Source organism: Pontibacter toksunensis (assembly GCF_042686245.1).
Classification (GTDB): domain Bacteria; phylum Bacteroidota; class Bacteroidia; order Cytophagales; family Hymenobacteraceae; genus Pontibacter; species Pontibacter toksunensis.
In genome coordinates, this window is sequence record NZ_JBHUOX010000014.1 from 120,786 (window position 1) to 140,349 (window position 19,564).

Here is a 19,564-nt window from a genome sequence, read left to right on the forward strand (position 1 = left end):
GTTTTGGTATCCTTTCAACCGATTTAGAAGTTCAAGCTTCCTTTCTGAGTTATAGCATTTCTGGACTCTGCTCCTCTAACGCAAAAACTAAGCAAATATGATTCTTCCCAACGCGCTTTTATAGTACAACTTATTCTATTCCAAAGGCTTGCCTACCTTCACCAAGGCCTCCTGCTTTGTAAGCCTTCTTTTGTACTGCACATTCAGCAGCACGCCCAACAGCACCAGTCCCATTCCTGCATAGGTCCAGATATTGAGCAGTTCTCCGAAGAACACAAACCCGAAGAAGAGGGCGTAGATAATTCCAATATAGGTCAGGTTAGCCACTTTGGAAATCTCCTCGTGCTGGTAAGAAAGAGTCATGTAGTACTGTCCTAACTGTGTGAATAACCCTACCAGCAGGAGCATCGCCCAGTCCCAGCCCTCCGGCTGCACCCAGTTAAACAGCGTATAAACCCCTACTACTGGTAAAGTAACCAGCGGAAAGTAAAAGATGATGACCAGCGGATGTTCGTTCACGTTTAGCTTCCGCACGATGGTATAAGCCACTCCTGTAAACACAGCACTCAATACGCCCAGCCACAGGTATAAGGTATCTATACTCGTTTCCACGCCCTCTATTACCAGCACCCCCGAGAATGACACTAGGAAGAATACCCACTGCCAGAGCCTCACCCGCTCTTTCACCACAAAAACACCCAGTACGGCCGTGAAAATTGGCGCCAGGTACTGTAATGTTGCGGCCGTAGCGAGGGGTATGTTCTGCAGCACATTAAAGAAAAGGATAAGCGCCACCGCCCCAAAGGCACCACGTGCAAAGAGCCACTTTCTGTTATTGCCCCAAACACTTACACCAGCCCGCCGCAGAAATACCAGGCTGATAGCAAGGGAAATAAGCGACCTAAAGACAATAATCTCCTCCGCCGGAATATGCGGCACCCACTTTACACACACCTGCATCAGCGCAAAAAAGAACGTAGACAGCAGCATGTATATAACTCCCTTTGATAACTTCATCTTAAACAATTTCCACTACAAAGGTCTGTGTTTTGAGTGTCGATTACTAATTGTTGCGCGCTGGTTGCTGTTCAAAGAATCGTATTCCTGATACTTGTACAGCTGAATGCAGAGGTTGTGCTATCCAACATCTAGAACTCTCTTATTTTACTTGCCTGCCTCAGAACCATGCACTGCAGCAGTTTGTTTATATTTGAATAAACAACCCACAACAGACTTGGAGCGACAGAAGCAACAAAAGAACTATACACCGAAAGAAGCTTTGATAAAAGCGGCAGCCTATTGTGCCTACCAGGAACGTACACAGCAGGAGGTTCGAACAAAACTCTACTCCTACGGGCTAGAGCCGGATGACGTAGAAGATTTGATTATACGCCTAAGCCAGGAGAAGCTGATTGACGAAGAGCGGTACGCGCAAAGTTATGTGCGCGGCAAGTATGGCTTGAAAAAATGGGGCCGTCGCAAGATCGCACAGGGACTGAAGAGCAAAGGCATTTCTGATTACTGCATCAAACAGGGCATGAAAGAAATAGACCCTGAGGTATACGAGGAAAACCTGCTGGGTCTGCTGGAGAAGAAGAACGCCACCGAGAAAGAAAAGAACCCCTTCGCGCGCCGCCAAAAGTTGAGTTGCTTTCTCATGAGCAAAGGCTATGAAAATGACCTGGTGCAGGATGCATTAAAGCGACTGGAGTTAGAGGGTTAGGCAAGTTTAGTGAATTCCTTGGCGCTGGTATTACCTCACCCCAGCCCTCTCCTAAAAACAGGAGAGGGAGTTTGGCTTCCCGGCACCTCCTCTCCTAAAATAGATAAGAGGTTGATTTGCGACCTTCTCCTACTTCTTTGAGCTACCCTCGTGTGAAGTTTGTATGATTGAAATCGTGCTACGTCATACTTGATACTTGTGTTGCTTTTACCTTTTAGGTGGAAGCTGCAGGTTCTGGATTCTGCGTTGTGGGACCAGCACCACGCGTCGGCCCGTGATTTCCTCCAACATGGGTTTAAGTATTTTTTCAGCATTTTCCGTTGTCTGCCGCAGAATACCCGAGTTTAGGGCAGCCTTCTTTACATTCTGCTCGGCATACTTGTATCCCTCCTCCACCAGTTCTGCATCCTGGAAATAAGTATTTTCTTTGCTGAATACTTTGGACTTGCTGTGATCTACTTTATAATAGCAGATTTCGGGAGCAGGCAAAGCCACCTGCACGAGTGTGTCTCCCTGAAACTGAATGTCCGCCTGCGTAATTTTGGCAAAGTCCACACAGCCCACGGCCTCACCAGACACAATTAGTACTAGTTTGGAGTTTGGAATAAAGCGGGAGACGGTTTTCTCATACTCCACCACATCCTTGAAATTGTAGCGTACCAGCTCCATACGGCCCATGTCTTCAACCGATGTCAGCACTGTGTTAAAGTTCACTACCACCTCCGGCACCTTCTCCTTCTCATCTTTATTAAAGAAGCTTCCGAAGATGCGCCAGAAAAAGATACCAGCCAAAATGATGAGAATCCAGGGGATAAGCTTAAACAGGAGGCGGAGCAGGGGCATGTGGTGGAATAAGTGTTTAGATGCGCGTGGATTTATATTACTTTTACGCTATTTTAACACAAATCATGCCTAATAAGTTACAGGCTTTGCTGCCCCACCCGCAGCTAAGCGCAGCATCTGAAAAGAGGATACAGGTGGCATTCATCATTCTCTGGACAGTGCTGCATACACTTCTTTTCTTTAAGTATGGCGTCCGCACTACCGACGATTCCTGGGAGTACCTGAAGTATGCCCAAGGTATTGCAGATGAGTTTTACTTCGCCAACAACTACTATATGAAGTACCTGGGATACCCACTGTTTCTTGCTCTTCTGTTTAAGCTAGGCTTGGGCCTGAAAGGAGTCATTATTGTGCAGACATTGCTCTCTGGTATTGCCACCGTTTTCTTTTACCGCACCACGAAGCTGCTGGCTGGTAATTCGCTCGCTCCTGCCCTTGCCACATTTATATTGATTATATGGTATGACCTGCAGCTGTTTCACGCCTTTATTATGACAGAATCGTTGTATGTTAGCCTTTTGATGTATGCGTTTTACCTCATTGTGAAGGCAGGTTACGTGAGGCAGTCACTTTGGGCAGTTCCGGTCTTGCTCTATGTGGCGCTGGTTAGACCGAACGGCTTTATCGCAGTAGTGGCCTACGCTGGCTACCTGATTACGCTAGCATACCAGATGGCTCCTTCAAAAAAGGCACAACGGTTGCTAATAGCAGCAGTGGTTATTGTACCGCTTGCCGCCATCCTTGTAGTGGACCAGTACCTGCTGCAGTCTTTTACGGTAGTAGAAACCTATGAGAAAGGAGAAGTGATTTACCTGTACAAAGGTCTGCTCGTACATTCAGATAAACCCATTGTTATGCCTCCGGCAGACGCGTCGCCTCTTACAAAACTCTACCTGTTTGTGCGCGACAACACCTCCTACTTTTTCAGGATGTCTGCTTTGCGCTTCCTGCTGTTCTGGGGGAATGTGAAGCCGTTCTTTTCAGTGTTTCATAACACGATGATTGCGCTGCTTCTGTACCCGATGTACTTCTTTGGCGCTAAAGCACTTTTGAAAGAATATGTTCCGCTTGCTGTCCGGGTGTTTGGGGTGCTGCTAGTAGTACAGCAGGCATTCATCACCACCATTACAAGCGAAAATGAAACCGGCCGCTTTCTAATGAGCGTGGTGTTTGTTGTTTTTGCCTTTGGCGCCACAGGCATCAGCTGGCAAATAGAAAAGTGGAAGACCAGGCGCAACAACTAGCTACACCTCCACCCCTAGCCGCTCCTTAAAGCCTGCGTTGCCTTGCAGGCCACCGGTATGAATAGCAACAATACGGCTGCCTTTGGGGAAGTACCCTTTTCGTATTAACTCAAAGAGGCCATAGAGCATTTTACCGGTGTAAACCGGCTCCAGTGGAATATGATGCTGCTTGTGGAACGCCTGCATAAAAGCCAGCAGTTCCGGCTTTACCTTTGCATAGCCGCCAAAGTGGTAGTCAGCAATGAGGCGCCAGTTGTGATAAGTATGGCCGCAGTAGGTGTAGACCAGTTGCTGTATGTCTTCCTGTAAAAAATCACCACCCCTTAACGCCGGAAAAGCCAGCACCTGCTTCTCTCCTGCCAGACCAGCAACGATGCCTGCCACTGTGCCTCCTGTTCCGGAGGCGCAGCATACGTAGTCATAGTCAATGGCGATATCCTGTACAATTTCGGTGCAGCCTTTTACTGCCAGGCTGTTGGTGCCGCCTTCCGGTAATACAAAAGGCTGACTATACTGCTCCGACAATTCCTGTAGAAAAGCCGCATCATCTTTTTTCCGGTACTTTTCGCGGGACACGTACTGCAACTGCATACTACAGGAGGTGGCGAACCGGAGGGTAGGGTTAAGCGGCAGGTGCTCTTCTCCCCGTATAATGCCGATTGTTTTAAAGCCAAAAGTTTTACCCGCAGCCGCTGTGGCTGCGATGTGGTTGGAGTAGGCACCGCCGAAGGTCAGCAGCGTGTGATGCTGCAAGCGTTTTGCCTGCTGCAGATTATACTTCAGCTTACGCCATTTATTCCCTGATATCTCCGGATGCAGCAGGTCCTCCCGCTTTATCCATAGCTCTACCTGGTGTTCTTGCAGCAGTGGATCCTGTAGTTGTTGCAGTGGTGTATCCATGGCTTCATAAAGAAGACCCAGCTCTAGCTGAGGCTCTTATGTATTGTCTGAATCAGGATTTACAGGATACAAGAAGAACAACTATAATTTGTCTCCATAGACAAATTATAGTTGTTCCTTCTCTTCATTTATAACTCCCAAACTCTCTAACTCACTTATACTTTCTCTACAACGGGTACTTCTTTTGTGGGCTTCTTTTTTACAGCGTAGACAATGGCTCCCACAATTACCAGCAGCAACAGGATAGAAGACACCAGAGAGACAGTATTGCCTAAGTAATAAGCCTTCGGAGCAAACCTGAACTCGATGGTATGCTCTCCGGCTGGTACCTGCATGGCGCGCAGAATGTAGTTCGCCCGGATGTGGTCTACTGGCTCACCGTCCAGGTATGCCTGCCAGCCATCGGCGTAATAAATCTCAGAAAATACGACTAATCCTTCTTCCGCTGCCTGGTACGTATACTTCAGATAGTTTGGCTGATACTCCACCAACTTAATACTTGCATTCTCAGCCGTGAAGTTCTGTTTCTCGATTGGGAATTTAGTTACGTCTACCACGGCGGTTTCGCCTGCATCAAACATCGTAAGGGCATCCAGCTCTTCGTCCGGCGACTGCACCGGCTTCACTTCCTTTACAAACCAGGCATTGCCCAGCACTCCCGGAACGAGTTGTGCCGGCTGCTTTGGATCGCCTGTGATGGCATAGCGCGTGTTCAGCATGCGATATACCTCGAGGTTGTTCTTTGAAATATGGCGGTCGATGACATCCTGGTAACGGCGGAGCTTTGCGCCATGGTAACCACCAATGGATTTATGGAAGTATGAGGTGCGCGCTTCGTTGAAGGGGTTTGGCAGGTTGATGACACGGTAGCTTAAGTCTTTGTCCTGCATGATCATCTGATCAACCTGGGTTGGCTGAAAGTAATTTGCCACCACATCCTGTTGAAAATCGTTGTTGTTCAGGTAGCGCTTGTCCACCGCCCACAGGTCCACCAAAATCAGTAAACCTAATCCGGCAATGGCTACTGTAGCAGAAAGCTTGTTCTTAAGATATAAGTACAGTAAGCCAGCAGCTAAGACAATAAACACGAACGAGCGGAAAGCATCGCTGCGCATCATACTTTCACGGTCGGCACGAATCGCATCAATAGGGAACTGCGCCTGTATCAGTTGCTGATCAGAACCACCCACAAAGCTTGCTGTCCCGGCAAAAAGCCACACGAGCAAACAGATGCCAGCTGTTATGCCTCCCGAAATAAGAAGTTTCTTATCAAGGCTCTCAATGCGGCCCCTTTCATTGATGAGTTTCCAGAGGGCTAGCACTGCCAGAAAAGGCATGGTAATCTGCGCTATGACCAGGGCCGAAGAAACCGCTCTAAACTTATTGTAACCCGGGAAATAATCGAACATGAAGTAGTTAAAGGCTACGAAGTTCTTGCCCCACGCCAGCATAAAGGAAAGCAGCGTTCCCGCTACCAGCCAGCTGACCCAGCGTTTATCTACAATAAAGATACCCAGCACAAACAGGAAGCAAACGATAGCGCCTACATACACTGGTCCGCTGGTCATCGGCTGAGGACCCCAGTACATCGGAAGGCCTTGCTTCACAATCTGCTCTGCCTGCACCGGCGGCACCCCCATTCGGGTAAAGGCCTGGTACGTTTCTGAATCTGTCTCTAATGGTGCGGTGGTGCTGCCACCAAAAAAGTCTGGGATAAGCAGGGTCATAGTTTCGCTTATGCCGTAGCTCCAGTTGAAGGCATATTCCCTGTCCAGACCACTGCCCACGCGTTCGCCGCTGTTTGGCTGCGTCAGTTCAGACTTGCCCCGTATGCTATGCTGGCTGTATTCTGCAGTGGTGTACAGCCTACCGAAATTTACTCCTACAGCCAGTATAGCCGCTACAGCCAGTACCAATCCACGCTTCAGGAGTTCTGCAAAAGTACCGTGTTTGATAGCGTAAATGATTTCCACTACGGCAAAGACTATTATCAGCAGCAGCATGTAATAGGTCATCTGCAGGTGGTTGAAGTGCAGGTTCATGGTAAGGCCCACAGCAAACAGCGCAGCGCCAATCCAGAGGTTGCGGCGCAGCGCGTAAATCAGGCCGGCCAGCACCATCGGGATGTAGGCAATGGTCAGCGACTTTGTATTGTGACCAGCCTCTAAAATGATAATGTTGTAGGAGGTGAGGGAGAAAGCGATAGCGCCTACGATGGCCAGCCACGAGCTCATACCCATGGCTACGAGTAGAATGTACGCGCAAATCAGCGTTGCAAAAATATTACCTGCCAGGGCCGGCAGGTTGAATGTCAAAACAGAGTGTATGTATCCTGACCAGTCACCTGAGAAGCGGGTGTTTATCAGGTAAGCCGGCATACCGCTGAACATGGAGTTTGTCCAGAGCGCCTCTTCGCCGGTAGTCTCACGGTATTGCTGTATTTCTCTGGCACCACCCTGGAACTGCTGGATGTCGTGCTGCGCCAGGCCTTTATCTTGAAATAGAACGGGTGAGAAGTATACGGCCGTTAAAATCAGGAAAATAAGAACAGCGATGATGTGGGGTAATGCATCCCGCTTAAAATCGAAGGAAGTAGTTGTCATATCTTTCAAAAACCTCAGAATAGAGGTTGAAAGATAACAGTTTTATTTTACTTCTTCATAATCGACGTATTCCCCGCCATTGAAATCCTTGCGCTCCGGTTGCTCCGGAATATAGTCGATTTTCACGTTGCCCTTAGCCCTGCCGTTCTGGTGGCTTCCGTTGCTGTGTGGCCCCTGTTGCTGGCGTTGCTGCTGGTGCATGTTCGAGTAAAAGAACGTGCCGTTACGCACTTTCTTCTTTATGAACATCCCGATAAGCCACCTGAACAACAAGGGTGCGACCATGCGGATGAAGAAAATGATGAGTAGTGTGGTGAATATGAATTTGATCATGATAAAGCTCTCTTAGGTAAGGTACATACTGCAAAAACAGTACCCATATCTACTTACAACTCCTCTGCCAAAACTTTGTTGTATGCCTTTTTGGCGGATGTTCCGCAAAGATAGGAAGTATACCTTGAAATGCCTTTCTGAATGGGTTAGTTCCCTGTGTAGTTCTTTCGCTAGCCTTGCTTCAATAGCTGGTAATTGGATCTACCTAACTTTCCAATGATGTTTAAGTCATTTGCGCCTAAGCTGCCGTAGTTACTGTTTATCCAGCGGCATCAGACCTACTGTTCTATAGTCATTGCTCTGTGCTCTCCAGGCCGAGGGGCCTCGTCTTTGGGCATCGCGCTGTGTAACTGAAGCTGCCCTCGCGCTGCTCGGGCTGCCTCACTCCGTTCGGCACCGCAACATTTACAAGGCGCTCAACCCAAAGACTGGAATCAGTTTCACTCCGTGCTGGAAAAAACTGTAGAGTAGAGGGTATGGAAAGTTGTGTCGTAGAGGCGTAGGGAACATCGCCTACTTTCTTCCTTTTCCGAAGTTTACCTGTAGTCCGATGGATGGGATAAACGTCATGCCGGAGAAGCTGTAGGCTTTGGCGTTGAGGAGTTCATAGCTGCCATAGTTCTGGTAATACATCGTGAGGGCTGGCAGCAGATAGATTCCTTTATAGCCTAGTTTGGCATTGACAAAGATACCGTAGGATGAAAAGCTGTTCTTGTTCGTTAAGGCATCCAGTTCCAGGCTTTCACCGCCGTACTTCTTAAACAACCTGCTCGGCTCAAAGCCATACTCAATAAAGGTGTGGTTGTAAACAGCTCCGAAAGCAATACTTCCTATCTCCTCTTCCACGCCAAAAGACTTGCTGAAGATGAGCGGCACTGTAACATCCTTCCTTTTAGCTGTAAACTGCAGCACCGGCTGCAGCTTACCCAGGAACAGCTTATCTACCCAATCAGAGCTTTGCCCTGCGTATTGCAGCCCCGTGCTGCCATACCACCTCCCGTCACCACCCGGATTAGCAGGTGTGCCCGTTGAGCCCATGAACTGGAACATGGCATCAAACACATGCACGCCCGAGGCATACTTGTACCCCACATCTACACGCTCCACCAAACCGTAGCGCAGGTACAGGTCAAAGGTAGGCCCCACCGGGTCCAGCGCGTAAGCCAGCATGGCTCTGGTGGCAGTCTCCACCTCGTTATCATAAAAAACGGTGTCTTTCTTGGCGATGGCATCTACTGCTGCTTTGGTAATATCGTCCAGCTGCCCGAGTGGTTCTGTGGCAATGTTGCCGCCGAAGTTTACACCAACTTTAAACTTACCCGGTGCCGTTACTTTACCAGAGTTTATAACAGCGCGTGGTGCTGTACAGCTCATAATAAAACAGAGCAGCACAAAAGACATTGCTTTATACCTGAAAGCTACAGAAGGACGCATACCTTAGGTTTGAGAATGTGTGGCAAAAGACTGTGAAAGAGTGCGGATCGGAAAAAGGCCTACACAGGTATCAGTATGGGAAGCTGAAACCTTAGCGCCGTCTTCCTGTCCAGCGTTCTACTACGGTGTAAATCTACAGAATAAGAAATATATTCTGCAAGCTATACAACTCATTATCAGAAAGAAAAAAATATTAACGCTGAACCAGAGGCAACAAAAAAGCCTCCCCATTGCTGAGGAGGCTTTGCCTGATAAATTCTCTACTGATTATCTACTTAAGTAAAGGTTTCTCTCTGAATACACCTGCGTGAAGTAGTCGTCCTCCAGGTTATCGATAAAGTAAATGGCCTCACCAGTAGACTTCATCTCCGGTCCAAGCTCTTTATTTACTTCCGGGAACTTGTTGTAAGAGAACACCGGTACCTTGATAGCATACCCGTGCTTGTAAGGGTTGAACTCGAAGTCCTTCACTTTCTTCTCGCCCAGCATAATCTTGGTGGCGTAGTTGATGTATGGCTCCCGGTATGCCTTTGCAATGAACGGGAAGGTACGTGACGCACGTGGGTTAGCCTCAATGATGTACACTGTCTCGTTCTTGATAGCGAACTGGATGTTGATAACCCCTACCGTTTGCAGTGCCACCGCAATCTTCTTGGTATACTCTTCAATCTGGTTGAGCACGTGCTCGCTCAGGTCAAAAGGAGGCAGCACCGCGTATGAGTCGCCGGAGTGGATACCAGCCGGCTCAATGTGCTCCATGATACCGCAGATGTGCACATCCTGCCCGTCGCAGATAGCATCAGCCTCTGCTTCAATGGCATTATCAAGGAAGTGGTCCAGCAGCACCTTATTGCCCGGATGGTCTTTCAGCAGGTCGATTACGTGGGCTTCCAGTTCCTTGTTGTTTATCACAATTTTCATGTTCTGGCCACCCAGCACGTAGCTTGGGCGCACCAGCAGCGGAAACTTCAGCTCCTTGCTCAGCTCCAGTGCCTCCTCAGCCGTCTCAATCACCGCAAATGGCGGGTATGGAATAGCCAGGTCGCGGAGCAGCCTGGAGAAGGAACCGCGATCTTCTGCCAAATCCAGGGCCTGGTAGCTGGTTCCGAAGATTTTGATGCCATAGCGGTCCAGTTTTTCTGCCAGTTTCAAAGCTGTCTGTCCACCTAACTGCACAATCACACCTTCCGGTTTTTCGTGCAGAATGATGTCGTAGATATGCTCCCAGAACACCGGCTCGAAGTATAGCTTATCAGAAATATCAAAATCTGTACTTACAGTTTCCGGGTTACAGTTGATCATGATGGTTTCGTAGCCGCACTCCCTTGCCGCCAGCACCCCATGCACACAGCTGTAGTCAAACTCAATGCCCTGCCCGATTCGGTTCGGGCCAGAGCCCAGCACCACTACTTTCTTCCTGTCTGTTACGATGCTCTCATTCTCCCCGTCGAAGGTACTGTAGTAGTAAGGCGTGTTGGCTTCGAACTCTGCGGCGCAGGTATCCACCATCTTAAACACACGCTTGATGCCCATCTCGGTGCGTGCCGTGTGTACTTCGCTTTCCTTGCAGCGCAGCAGGTGCGCAATCTGGCGGTCAGCATACCCTTTCACCTTCGCTTCTCGCATCAGTCCGGCCGGGATGTTAGCCAGGTTATACTTCAGGATTTCCCTCTCCATCTGGTCCAGCTCCTCGATCTGCGCCAGGAACCACGGGTCTATCTTCGTGAGTTTCTGAATCGTGCTGGTCGGGATACCAATGCGCATCGCATCTTTAATGCTGAACAGGCGGTTCCAGCTCGGGTTTTTCAGGCTGTCTATCAGCTCATCATAACTGGTTTTCTCTTTGCCGTCGGCACCAATACCGTTGCGCTTAATCTCCAGGCTCTGGCAGGCCTTCTGCAGCGCCTCCTGGAAGGTACGACCTATGCCCATCACTTCACCCACAGATTTCATCTGCAGCCCCAGCGTACGGTTTACACCCGGAAACTTATCGAAGTTCCAGCGGGGTATCTTCACAATCACGTAGTCCAGCGCCGGCTCAAAATAAGCGGATGTTGTTTTGGTGATGGCGTTTTTCAGCTCATCCAGGTTATAGCCAATCGCCAGTTTTGCGGCAACCTTGGCAATTGGGTAACCAGTGGCTTTAGAAGCAAGGGCAGAAGAGCGGGAAACGCGCGGGTTGATTTCGATGGCGATGATAGTATCGTCTTCCGGGTTCACGGAGAACTGAACATTACAGCCTCCTGCAAACTGTCCGATGCCGTTCATCATTTTAATAGCCAAGTCGCGCATTTGCTGGTACACCGTGTCGGGCAGTGTCATGGCCGGGGCCACGGTGATGGAATCACCGGTATGCACGCCCATCGGGTCGAAGTTCTCGATGGAGCAGATGATGATGACGTTGCCGATGTTATCGCGCAGCAGCTCCAGCTCATACTCTTTCCAGCCCAGTATGCTTTGCTCCACCAGCACCTCGTGTGTAGGGGAAGCGTGCAAACCACGAGTCAGGGCAGCGTCGAACTCCTCCGGCGTATGCACAAAGCCGCCGCCGTAGCCGCCCAGTGTAAACGACGGACGGATAACGAGCGGAAAGCCTATGTCCTGCGCTATCTCTTTGCCTTCCAGGAATGACGTAGCCGTTTCGCCTCTACATACATTCACACCCAGCTCAATCATTTTCAGGCGGAACTGCTCACGGTCTTCTGTCGTCTCGATGGCTTTGATGTCTACACCGATAATGCGGACACCATACTTTTTCCAGACACCGGCTTTGTCGCAGTCGATGGCGAGGTTTAATGCTGTCTGGCCGCCCATGGTTGGCAGCACCGCATCAATTTTATGTTTTTCTAAAATTTCAACGATATACTTCTTTTCCAGCGGCTTGAGGTACACATGGTCCGCCATTACCGGGTCCGTCATTATCGTGGCCGGGTTGGAGTTGATGAGTATCACTTCTATACCCTCCTCGCGAAGCGAGCGGGCGGCCTGGGAGCCGGCGTAATCGAATTCACAGGCCTGGCCGATAATGATGGGACCAGAACCAATAATAAGAACGGATTTAATACTGGTGTCTTTAGGCATTTGGATTGGTATGTATAAATTGCCCAAAGTTAAGGCTAAAAGTTAAATGAGGCAAAGTAAAAATAGCGCTGATTAAAAATCAGTTAAACTTTATGGCTCTTTTTTACTGCACCGGCACTTTTAAGCTTCAAAAATTATTTAAGTCTTACTGGTTTTCTACTCTTGGCGCAATCAGGATGCTGCAGTAGTATTTATACTTTGAATTGGGGTTGTAGGCAATGCCAATACCGATGTGCGTGGCAGGCGTACTTTCTTCGTTCAGGCTGAGCAAATGCTTCCGGTGGCCTAGGGAAGGCACACCCTGGTCCTCAATCAGTTGCCGGACAAACACCAGCGGGTCCTCTGTGTTTGCGGCAATAGACTCTACGTTGTTGTCGCGGGCATCTTTGGAATAGTATGACGGCAGCGGATAACTGGCTTGCCACAGGTAGTAATTCATACCTTTGCCTTTTTTATCAACGTGGCCGAAGTAGTTGTGCTTTGCCATGTCCTCTGCTTTCTTTTTGGCCAGCTTTGCCAGTGTCTCGTCCCAGACAAAGGGCGCACGCGGCGCTATTTTAGTTAGCGCAGCTAGCTTATACTTTTGGGCATACAGCTTCGGGTTTTGCCGCACGGCATTTAATTCTTCAAAATTTGCCTTTGCGGCAGTCTGCAGTTTATCATCCTCCCGCTGCATGGGCGACAACAGAAAGGCCAGCCACAACAGCACATACTTCATCAACATCATACCTCTTTCTTTTACACCTCTCTTAACGCTGAAATCATGCATAAATTGAGTGGCCGCAAACAAACTGGCTGGTATGCGTAAACTACTCTATAACCATACGTATTTCAGCCATGGCACCAAAAGAAGAAGATATCATCACGAATGCAGACGAGAGCAAGCGCCTGCCAGACGAGAACCCCGAACCACTTACGGGCACGAAGAAAGAAGAAACAGATATAACCGAGAGAGGCTTCGAAGGCAAGGAGGAAGGAGGCAATGCAGCCGCCAGGCTGGAAGAGGACACCCGAAAGCTGGACGGGAGTAACGCGAATACACTTCGCACGAAGTAACTTATCTCTAGATTATACATTAAACCAGAAGCCCCGGCTACAGAAGAACCCTGTAGCCGGGGCTTCTGGTTTTTTTGCAGGTACAGCACTATTACCTTGCCGCTTTGAGCAGCAGCCAACCAAAACCAGACTTTTTCTTTTTAAAGTGGCACTTAAAATAAGTGAAAGTGTTTGTTATTAAGATAGTTATTACTAATATTAGTATATGTAAATACCTGTAAATGCCGCTGGTTATGGTCTTGTTCGACTCTGAGTATATACATTTAGAATATTATGCGGCACACCATGTTTTGGTAAGCCAGTGGTACGGCGGGTGTAGCAGCCAGCAGTACCGCGAAGCTGTTACCATGACCTCTCATTACATCCGGGAACTTAAAATTCCATTCGCCATTTCGGACAGGCGCCTGCTCCCGCCACTTCCTATGGAAGACATCCAATGGACTGCCAGGGACTTTCTTCCTGAATTCTGCCAGCTCCCTCTCATACGTTTTGCCGCCATTAACTCTTTCGACGAAGTAGCTGCAGAGCAACTGATCCATTTCCTGAACAGCAAGCAGTACCCGCTTCCTTTTGAGGCGCAGGTGTTCGAAGACCTGACCTCCGCCTATGAGTGGCTGCTTTCAGTAGAGGCTTAAGCGGCTATTTTGATGCGGCAGCTTCCTGCTGTATCCGCTCCAGTGTCTTTGTCAATTGGTCGTAAGGCTGGTACCCCTGCGCCACCATGTATAGTTTCTCACCTGTTTCCACAACTACCGCCGGAAACCCGCGGATGCCCCATTTCTCTACCAATTCAAACTCCTGCCTGGCCAGGTCCGCATAGTCTTTATCTGAAAATTTCTTTTTGAACTCCTCCTCACTGGCTTTGAACTGCCTTACCACCGGCAGATAGGTTTCTACCTCGTTCAGGTCTTTCCCTTCCACAAAGTGCAGGTTTTGAATGGCCGCAGCCAGCGGTATTTGCTTCTCCGGGAATTTCTCCTTTAGTATGAGCAGGGCAATGGCTGGTGGTTCCGAATCAGAGACATAGGTACCCCTGTCTAGGATTTGCTCATGGTATGCCTGTGTCTGCTTTACACCTGTTACCTGCTCCAGTTGCCGGGATGCCTGCCGGATATAGTCGGCCATGCCGCTGATGGGCTTCACATTGCTGCCCCGTATCATGCCACCGCTCAGCACCACAAAATTATAGTCTTGCTTGTGCTCCTTGTAAAGCTGCTGCATAACAGGGCTCATGCCATAGCACCAGCCGCACAGGGCGTCCTGAATGTATATGAGTGTTGACTTCATCATTGCTGTGTTGTTTTACTATTGATAAACCTGCCAGACCTGCTGCAGGTTGTCTTCTGCTATAGTTTACGAAATGATTCTTTTGTGTGATAAGACTATGGGTAGCCGCTATTCTCAGAGAAGAAATATTCCGCTCCTGTGACCAGTACTCTCCCGGAATGCTAACAAATAAAATAGTAAGTGCCTCACCAATCGTGCCTGTGTTAACAGAATTCGCTTTGAGGTCTGACGAAAAGGTGGTAAACCACAGATACGTACACTCTTCTTTCCTGTCTGGGCATTTCCTTCAGAACAGCAGCATCCAGGGCTCTGTCCGCTTAATACAATATTGGTCCTGATCTTTATACCCTGCTGCTTCCCGCTATACTTTGTCCGCGGAACAGCTACCAGCAGCAGCACAAGGGCTCCGCTTTTGGGCAGGCATTAACCGGGGAAATAACTATATTGCTCTTGCTATATGCAGCGTTTATGCCTCATGAGAAAGCTCTTTCTACTTTTGTGTTTTCTGCCTTTTGCAAACCTTTCTTTCGCCACTGTACCAGTAGCGGCAGACACGCTGCAGTTGAAAAGGCATTTAAAGGCTATCACCTCCACACCCGAAGCACGGAATTACCGGAACCTGAGTGCTCTAAACCAGGTGGCAGATTATATAAAAACTGAATTTTCCGCACTGCAGGGGCAGGTAACGGAGCAGGTGTATAAGGTAGATGGAAACGATTACCGCAATATCATACTCTCCACAGGACCCAAAACAGCACCTGTGCTAGTAATAGGAGCGCATTATGACGTGTATGGCGACCAGCAGGGAGCAGACGACAATGCCAGTGGCGTGGCAGGTTTGCTGGAACTTGCAAGGCTGCTGCAGCAGCATAAACTTCCCTTCCGGGTCGATTTTGTAGCCTATACCCTGGAAGAACCACCGTACTTCCGGACAGAAAACATGGGGAGCTACATACATGCCCAGTCGCTGAAAAAAGCGCAGACAGATGTACTAGGCATGGTGTCGCTGGAGATGATTGGGTATTTCTCTGATGCAGAAAACTCGCAGCGCTACCCACTAGCCCCTATGAAGCTGAAGTATGGCACCCGGGCCAACTTCATTTCAGTGGTGCAGCGGTTCGGCAACGGTGACTTCGGCGACAGGTTCCTGCGCAACTTCAAGAGGAAGGCTGCCCTGCCGGTTAAATCTCTGAAAGCGCCTGCTTCCGTGCCTGGGGTTGATTTTTCTGACCATTTAAACTACTGGCACTTTGGCTACAATGCCCTTATGATTACGGACACCTCTTTTTACCGCAATAACAATTATCACAAGAAAACAGATACGCTTGCCACACTGGATATAGCGCGTATGGCCCAGGTAATAGCGGGTGTTTACCAAACGGTGTTAGCCCTTTCCAATTGATGCTGCCATGCTCTACGCTATTCTAAAGCTGATCTATAAAACCGGCCTGCAGGTATTTTTCCGCAGGTTTGAGGCACGCAACCGCTCCCTGATGCCCGACGAGGGGCCGCTGCTGGTGGTATCCAACCATCCCAACACCTTTATGGACCCGATAGTGACGGCCTCGCTGCTAAACCAGCCGGTGCACTTTATTGCCAAGAGTACAGTGTTCGGTTCCGGTTTTCAGAACTGGATGCTGCGCCAGATGCACCTGATTCCGATTCACCGCCGCGAAGATAACCCGGACCAGGCAGTCAGCAATGACGAAGCCTTTGCCGCCAGCTTTAAGGCGCTGCAACAAAAGAAGACGCTGCTCATTTTCCCGGAAGGCAACAGCTTTAACCAACGGCGACTACGCAAGTTAAAGACCGGTACAGCCCGTATTGCACTGGGCGCTGAAGCCGACGCTGATTATAGTCTGGGTATAAAGATTCTACCGGTTGGCATAAATTACGCTGCTCCCACCCGCTTCCGAAGCGATGTGTTTGTGAATATCGGGGAGCCGATTACGGTGGCTGACTATGCCACCACCTACCAACAGGACGGACAGACGGCTGTACTGGCCCTGACAGAGGATATCAGACTGCGATTAGAGAGCCTCATTATCCATACTCCTACTGATGAGGAAGACGAGCTGGCACGGCAGGTAGAAACAATATACAAAGATCACCTGGCAGCAGCAGCCCCTCCCGATGTACCTTCGCACGAACAGGATTTCCTGCTCACCAAGGCCATCGTGAAAAGCATTGAGTACTTCAGCCAAGTAGCGCCTGCACGGGTGGTGGCGCTGAAGCAGAAACTGAACTCCTATATGATGCAGCTAAAGCGCCTGCGCCTGCGGGATGCCGTAATGGGGAAGCGAAGCAAAACCATCATACGGCAAAGCCTCCTGAACCTGCTCTACCTGGTGGCAGGCTTACCGGTTTACCTCTATGGCTTATTGCATAATTACCTGCCGTACATTATTCCATCTAAGGTTGCCAGGGCTGTGACAAAAGAGGAAGAATGGTACGCGCCCATCATGCTGACAGTAGGTATATTCACGTTCCCGCACTTTTACCTGCTGGAATGCTGGCTGATGCAGGACCTGTTTAACCTGTCGTTGCCGTGGTTGCTCCTGTATTTCCTGAGCTTGCCCCTGAGCGGATTTTTCACCCTGCACTACTGGAGTACCTTGCAGCACACGCAGGAGCACTGGCTGTTTCTACGGCTTTTCGCGAAGCGGCAGGACCTGATGGCAGACCTAAGGCAACAGCGGCAGGAGATTGTGGCAGAGTTGGAGGCGGCTAAACAGGAGTATCTGGAGCAGCTGAACACCTCTTTATGAACATCAGCTAATCAGCCGTAAAATTGTACTGAATATTAAATATCGCTAATTTATTTTTGACCTTATTTTAAGGCTGTCTGCCTTATAAATAACTACCATCCCTTAATAAGCATTAATTTATTGCACATAATCTTGCCTGGTAATTTTCACAGAGCGTAAAAGCCTAAGCTAAGTTCAATAATTTAATTTAACATTTTGAACAAACAAACCAGGTTATGAAAAAGACGTTTTTAAATTCATGTGCATCCATGTTCGTGATAGCGGGCATGTTATATGGTTGCTCAACTGCTGATACAACCACAGATGCAGAGGGTATAGATACCACTACTGATGATTATGGTACCACTACTACCGGTACAACCACTGATGGTACAACCACTGGAACTACTACCGGTACTACAACTGATGGTACAACTACCGGAATGACTACAGGTACTACGACTGGTACCACAACTGGTACAACCACAGGAACCACGACTGGAACTACAACTGGTACAACAACAGGAACCACAACTGGTACTACAACAACGGGCACAACAACCGGAATGACTACAGGTACGACAACTGGTACAACTACAGGTACGACAACTGGTACTACTACTGGTACCACTACAGGTACCACTACAATGTAGTAGTATGGAACATGTAATGTTTAATTTATTATAAAGCAAAAAGGCAAAAACCACTTGGTCTTTGCCTTTTTGCTTTCACAATACCCTTAGCGTATCCACGGATGAAGTACCTTGAGACATACTTCCGCAAGGTTTTCACGGTAGACCTGCGGGCGCTGGCTATCATGCGGATTTGGCTGGCTGGTATCATCTTGCTTGATCTGGCCATTAGGGCAACAGACCTGGAGGCGCATTATTCCAACATGGGCGTGTTGCCATTGCATGTGCTGCACCAGCACCTCTGGCTGCCGCATTTTTTCTCCTTCCATACCCTAAGCGGACTATGGCAGTTTCAGGCGGTGCTGTTTGGCATAGCGGCTGTTTTTGCTTTTTGCCTGCTGCTGGGCTACAAAACAAGGTTGGCCAGCATCGCCAGCTGGCTGCTGCTGTTATCGCTTCAAAACCGGAACCTCGTGATTGGGCAGGGAGGAGACGACTTACTGCGGATGCTTTTGTTCTGGGGTATCTTCCTGCCGTGGGGCAGATTCTACTCCTATGATGCTACAAAGCAAAGTCAGCAGCTTTCCACCACACCCTCCGACACAAGCTACTTTAGCCCTGCCACAGTGGCTTATATTGTGCAGGTGGGTCTGGTTTATGTAAGCACCGCCTTACTTAAGAACTCCCCGGAGTGGCACACTGACGGCACAGCTTTATACTATGCTCTCAGCCTCGACCAGATTCTGATGCCCCTGGGCAGAATCATTTACCCTTACCCGGAACTGCTGCGTGTGCTAACGCTTGCTGCTTACTATACCGAGTTGATATTGCCTTTCCTGCTCCTTATCCCGGTCTACACAACCTTCTTCAGGTTAGTGGTGGTGGGTGTGCTGGTAGGCTTCCATATCGGCATTAGCCTGACACTTTTTGTAGGCTTGTTTTACCTCATTAACATTGCCTCAGTAGCGGGCTTGCTACCCCCTCCTGCCATGGATTGGATAGACAGGCGACTCCTTTCCTCGTTCAGGAGGCCCGGCACCGGGCAGTTCAGGAACGTCTTTAGGAGGCTACGCCAACAAAGGTTATTAAGTGTGGAGGTGAAGATGCACCGCCCCCTGTTACCCACACACCTGCTGCCTCAGTTGCGTAATGGCTTTGTTACCGTTACGCTGCTCTATTGCATCTGGTGGAACCTGAGCGGGACGCACCTACCCCTGCAAAAGATTCCGGACAGCAGCAGGTGGTTTGGCTACCTCCTGCGCCTGGACCAGCACTGGGGCATGTTCGCGCCTATCGTGTTCCGGGACGACGGCTGGTATATTCTGGAAGGGCAAACGGCGAAAGGCAAAGCCATAGACCTTAATCAGCAAGGGAAGGAGGTGGATGATGTGAAGCCGGCCTCTGTGGTATCGCTGTTTAAGAACGACCGCTGGCGCAAGTACTCTGAAAACTACCTGTTTGTAAATAATGCTTACATGCGGCCCTATTACTGCAACTACCTGATGCGCCGCTGGAACGAAGACCATCCGGCTGAGCCCATCAAGCAACTGCAGGTAGTATATATGAAGGAGCCTTCGCTACCGGATTACCAGGTGGCCGTGCCGACGCGGGAGGTACTTTGCATTTGTGCCAATGAACCAGAGAAGTAACAAAGATGATAATGTGTACAGTCGAATTTTCT

Annotated in this window: 17 protein-coding genes; 8 read left to right on the forward strand and 9 right to left on the reverse strand. The window is 49.2% G+C overall.

The window, feature by feature from the left end:
* Positions 1-135: 135 nt before the first annotated feature.
* A complete protein-coding gene (locus ACFS7Z_RS17795; protein ID WP_377487440.1) occupies positions 136-1,017 on the reverse strand; it encodes a DMT family transporter in 882 nt (293 codons plus the stop codon).
* 217 nt (positions 1,018-1,234) lie between these two features.
* Here ACFS7Z_RS17795 and ACFS7Z_RS17800 point away from each other — a divergent pair, with 217 nt between their 5' ends.
* A complete protein-coding gene (locus ACFS7Z_RS17800; protein ID WP_377487442.1) occupies positions 1,235-1,723 on the forward strand; it encodes a regulatory protein RecX in 489 nt (162 codons plus the stop codon).
* A 207-nt stretch (positions 1,724-1,930) separates the two neighbouring features.
* On the opposite strand, the gene ACFS7Z_RS17805 is transcribed toward ACFS7Z_RS17800, so the two are convergent.
* Positions 1,931-2,566, reverse strand: coding sequence for a DUF4230 domain-containing protein (locus ACFS7Z_RS17805; RefSeq protein ID WP_377487444.1), 636 nt, complete (start codon positions 2,564-2,566; stop codon positions 1,931-1,933).
* A gap of 65 nt (positions 2,567-2,631) precedes the next feature.
* On the opposite strand from ACFS7Z_RS17805, the gene ACFS7Z_RS17810 reads away from it, so the two are divergent.
* Positions 2,632-3,810 carry a hypothetical protein gene (locus tag ACFS7Z_RS17810; protein ID WP_377487446.1) on the forward strand — a complete coding sequence of 393 codons (1,179 nt, stop codon included), beginning with the start codon at positions 2,632-2,634 and terminating at the stop codon, positions 3,808-3,810.
* On the opposite strand, the gene ACFS7Z_RS17815 is transcribed toward ACFS7Z_RS17810, so the two are convergent.
* From ACFS7Z_RS17815 to ACFS7Z_RS17840, 6 genes are all read right to left on the reverse strand, one after another.
* Positions 3,811-4,710, reverse strand: coding sequence for a 1-aminocyclopropane-1-carboxylate deaminase/D-cysteine desulfhydrase (locus ACFS7Z_RS17815; protein ID WP_377487448.1), 900 nt, complete (start codon positions 4,708-4,710; stop codon positions 3,811-3,813).
* Between the two features lie 155 nt (positions 4,711-4,865).
* Positions 4,866-7,313: a YfhO family protein gene (locus ACFS7Z_RS17820; protein WP_377487450.1), complete on the reverse strand. Its 2,448-nt coding sequence runs from the start codon at positions 7,311-7,313 to the stop codon at positions 4,866-4,868.
* A 42-nt stretch (positions 7,314-7,355) separates the two neighbouring features.
* Positions 7,356-7,646 (reverse strand): DUF4834 family protein, encoded by a 291-nt coding sequence (locus ACFS7Z_RS17825; protein WP_377487452.1) that lies wholly within the window; start codon positions 7,644-7,646, stop codon positions 7,356-7,358.
* Positions 7,647-8,159: 513 nt separating this feature from the next.
* Positions 8,160-9,080: a hypothetical protein gene (locus ACFS7Z_RS17830; RefSeq protein ID WP_377487454.1), complete on the reverse strand. Its 921-nt coding sequence runs from the start codon at positions 9,078-9,080 to the stop codon at positions 8,160-8,162.
* A gap of 267 nt (positions 9,081-9,347) precedes the next feature.
* The gene (gene carB / locus ACFS7Z_RS17835) at positions 9,348-12,161 is read right to left on the reverse strand and encodes a carbamoyl-phosphate synthase large subunit (protein ID WP_377487456.1); all 2,814 of its coding nucleotides are present in this window, start codon (positions 12,159-12,161) and stop codon (positions 9,348-9,350) included.
* Positions 12,162-12,306: 145 nt separating this feature from the next.
* On the reverse strand, positions 12,307-12,888 hold the full coding sequence (locus ACFS7Z_RS17840; protein ID WP_377487458.1) for a CAP domain-containing protein: 582 nt from the start codon (positions 12,886-12,888) through the stop codon (positions 12,307-12,309).
* 110 nt (positions 12,889-12,998) lie between these two features.
* Between ACFS7Z_RS17840 and ACFS7Z_RS17845 the strand changes: the two genes are divergently transcribed.
* Complete coding sequence (locus ACFS7Z_RS17845; protein WP_377487460.1) at positions 12,999-13,217, forward strand: hypothetical protein; 219 nt, start codon at positions 12,999-13,001, stop codon at positions 13,215-13,217.
* A gap of 233 nt (positions 13,218-13,450) precedes the next feature.
* Entirely contained in the window at positions 13,451-13,852 is a 402-nt protein-coding gene (locus ACFS7Z_RS17850) for a hypothetical protein (protein WP_377487462.1), read from the forward strand.
* Positions 13,853-13,856: 4 nt separating this feature from the next.
* Here ACFS7Z_RS17850 and ACFS7Z_RS17855 read toward each other — a convergent pair whose 3' ends face one another.
* Positions 13,857-14,507, reverse strand: coding sequence for a DsbA family protein (locus ACFS7Z_RS17855; RefSeq protein WP_377487464.1), 651 nt, complete (start codon positions 14,505-14,507; stop codon positions 13,857-13,859).
* Positions 14,508-14,979: 472 nt separating this feature from the next.
* On the opposite strand from ACFS7Z_RS17855, the gene ACFS7Z_RS17860 reads away from it, so the two are divergent.
* The 4 genes from ACFS7Z_RS17860 to ACFS7Z_RS17875 all read left to right on the forward strand — a co-directional run bounded on the left by ACFS7Z_RS17860 (position 14,980) and on the right by ACFS7Z_RS17875 (position 19,532).
* Positions 14,980-15,906 carry a M28 family peptidase gene (locus ACFS7Z_RS17860; RefSeq protein WP_377487466.1) on the forward strand — a complete coding sequence of 309 codons (927 nt, stop codon included), beginning with the start codon at positions 14,980-14,982 and terminating at the stop codon, positions 15,904-15,906.
* A 7-nt stretch (positions 15,907-15,913) separates the two neighbouring features.
* On the forward strand, positions 15,914-17,272 hold the full coding sequence (locus tag ACFS7Z_RS17865) for a lysophospholipid acyltransferase family protein (protein ID WP_377487468.1): 1,359 nt from the start codon (positions 15,914-15,916) through the stop codon (positions 17,270-17,272).
* Positions 17,273-17,487: 215 nt separating this feature from the next.
* Positions 17,488-17,904, forward strand: a complete 417-nt coding sequence (locus tag ACFS7Z_RS17870) for a hypothetical protein (RefSeq protein WP_377487470.1) — start codon at positions 17,488-17,490, stop codon at positions 17,902-17,904.
* A gap of 101 nt (positions 17,905-18,005) precedes the next feature.
* Positions 18,006-19,532, forward strand: coding sequence for a hypothetical protein (locus tag ACFS7Z_RS17875; protein WP_377487472.1), 1,527 nt, complete (start codon positions 18,006-18,008; stop codon positions 19,530-19,532).
* Positions 19,533-19,564 lie beyond the last annotated feature (32 nt).

Coding starts and splice junctions, on each gene's coding strand:
- ACFS7Z_RS17795 (WP_377487440.1), bottom strand. CDS start 1,017: ATGAAGTTATCAAAGGGAGTTATATACATGCTGCTGTCTACGTTCTTT.
- ACFS7Z_RS17805 (WP_377487444.1), bottom strand. CDS start 2,566: ATGCCCCTGCTCCGCCTCCTGTTTAAGCTTATCCCCTGGATTCTCATC.
- ACFS7Z_RS17810 (WP_377487446.1), top strand. CDS start 2,632: ATGCCTAATAAGTTACAGGCTTTGCTGCCCCACCCGCAGCTAAGCGCA.
- ACFS7Z_RS17815 (WP_377487448.1), bottom strand. CDS start 4,710: ATGGATACACCACTGCAACAACTACAGGATCCACTGCTGCAAGAACAC.
- ACFS7Z_RS17820 (WP_377487450.1), bottom strand. CDS start 7,313: ATGACAACTACTTCCTTCGATTTTAAGCGGGATGCATTACCCCACATC.
- ACFS7Z_RS17825 (WP_377487452.1), bottom strand. CDS start 7,646: ATGATCAAATTCATATTCACCACACTACTCATCATTTTCTTCATCCGC.
- ACFS7Z_RS17830 (WP_377487454.1), bottom strand. CDS start 9,080: ATGCGTCCTTCTGTAGCTTTCAGGTATAAAGCAATGTCTTTTGTGCTG.
- carB (WP_377487456.1), bottom strand. CDS start 12,161: ATGCCTAAAGACACCAGTATTAAATCCGTTCTTATTATTGGTTCTGGT.
- ACFS7Z_RS17840 (WP_377487458.1), bottom strand. CDS start 12,888: ATGATGTTGATGAAGTATGTGCTGTTGTGGCTGGCCTTTCTGTTGTCG.
- ACFS7Z_RS17845 (WP_377487460.1), top strand. CDS start 12,999: ATGGCACCAAAAGAAGAAGATATCATCACGAATGCAGACGAGAGCAAG.
- ACFS7Z_RS17850 (WP_377487462.1), top strand. CDS start 13,451: ATGGTCTTGTTCGACTCTGAGTATATACATTTAGAATATTATGCGGCA.
- ACFS7Z_RS17855 (WP_377487464.1), bottom strand. CDS start 14,507: ATGATGAAGTCAACACTCATATACATTCAGGACGCCCTGTGCGGCTGG.
- ACFS7Z_RS17860 (WP_377487466.1), top strand. CDS start 14,980: ATGAGAAAGCTCTTTCTACTTTTGTGTTTTCTGCCTTTTGCAAACCTT.
- ACFS7Z_RS17865 (WP_377487468.1), top strand. CDS start 15,914: ATGCTCTACGCTATTCTAAAGCTGATCTATAAAACCGGCCTGCAGGTA.
- ACFS7Z_RS17870 (WP_377487470.1), top strand. CDS start 17,488: ATGAAAAAGACGTTTTTAAATTCATGTGCATCCATGTTCGTGATAGCG.
- ACFS7Z_RS17875 (WP_377487472.1), top strand. CDS start 18,006: ATGAAGTACCTTGAGACATACTTCCGCAAGGTTTTCACGGTAGACCTG.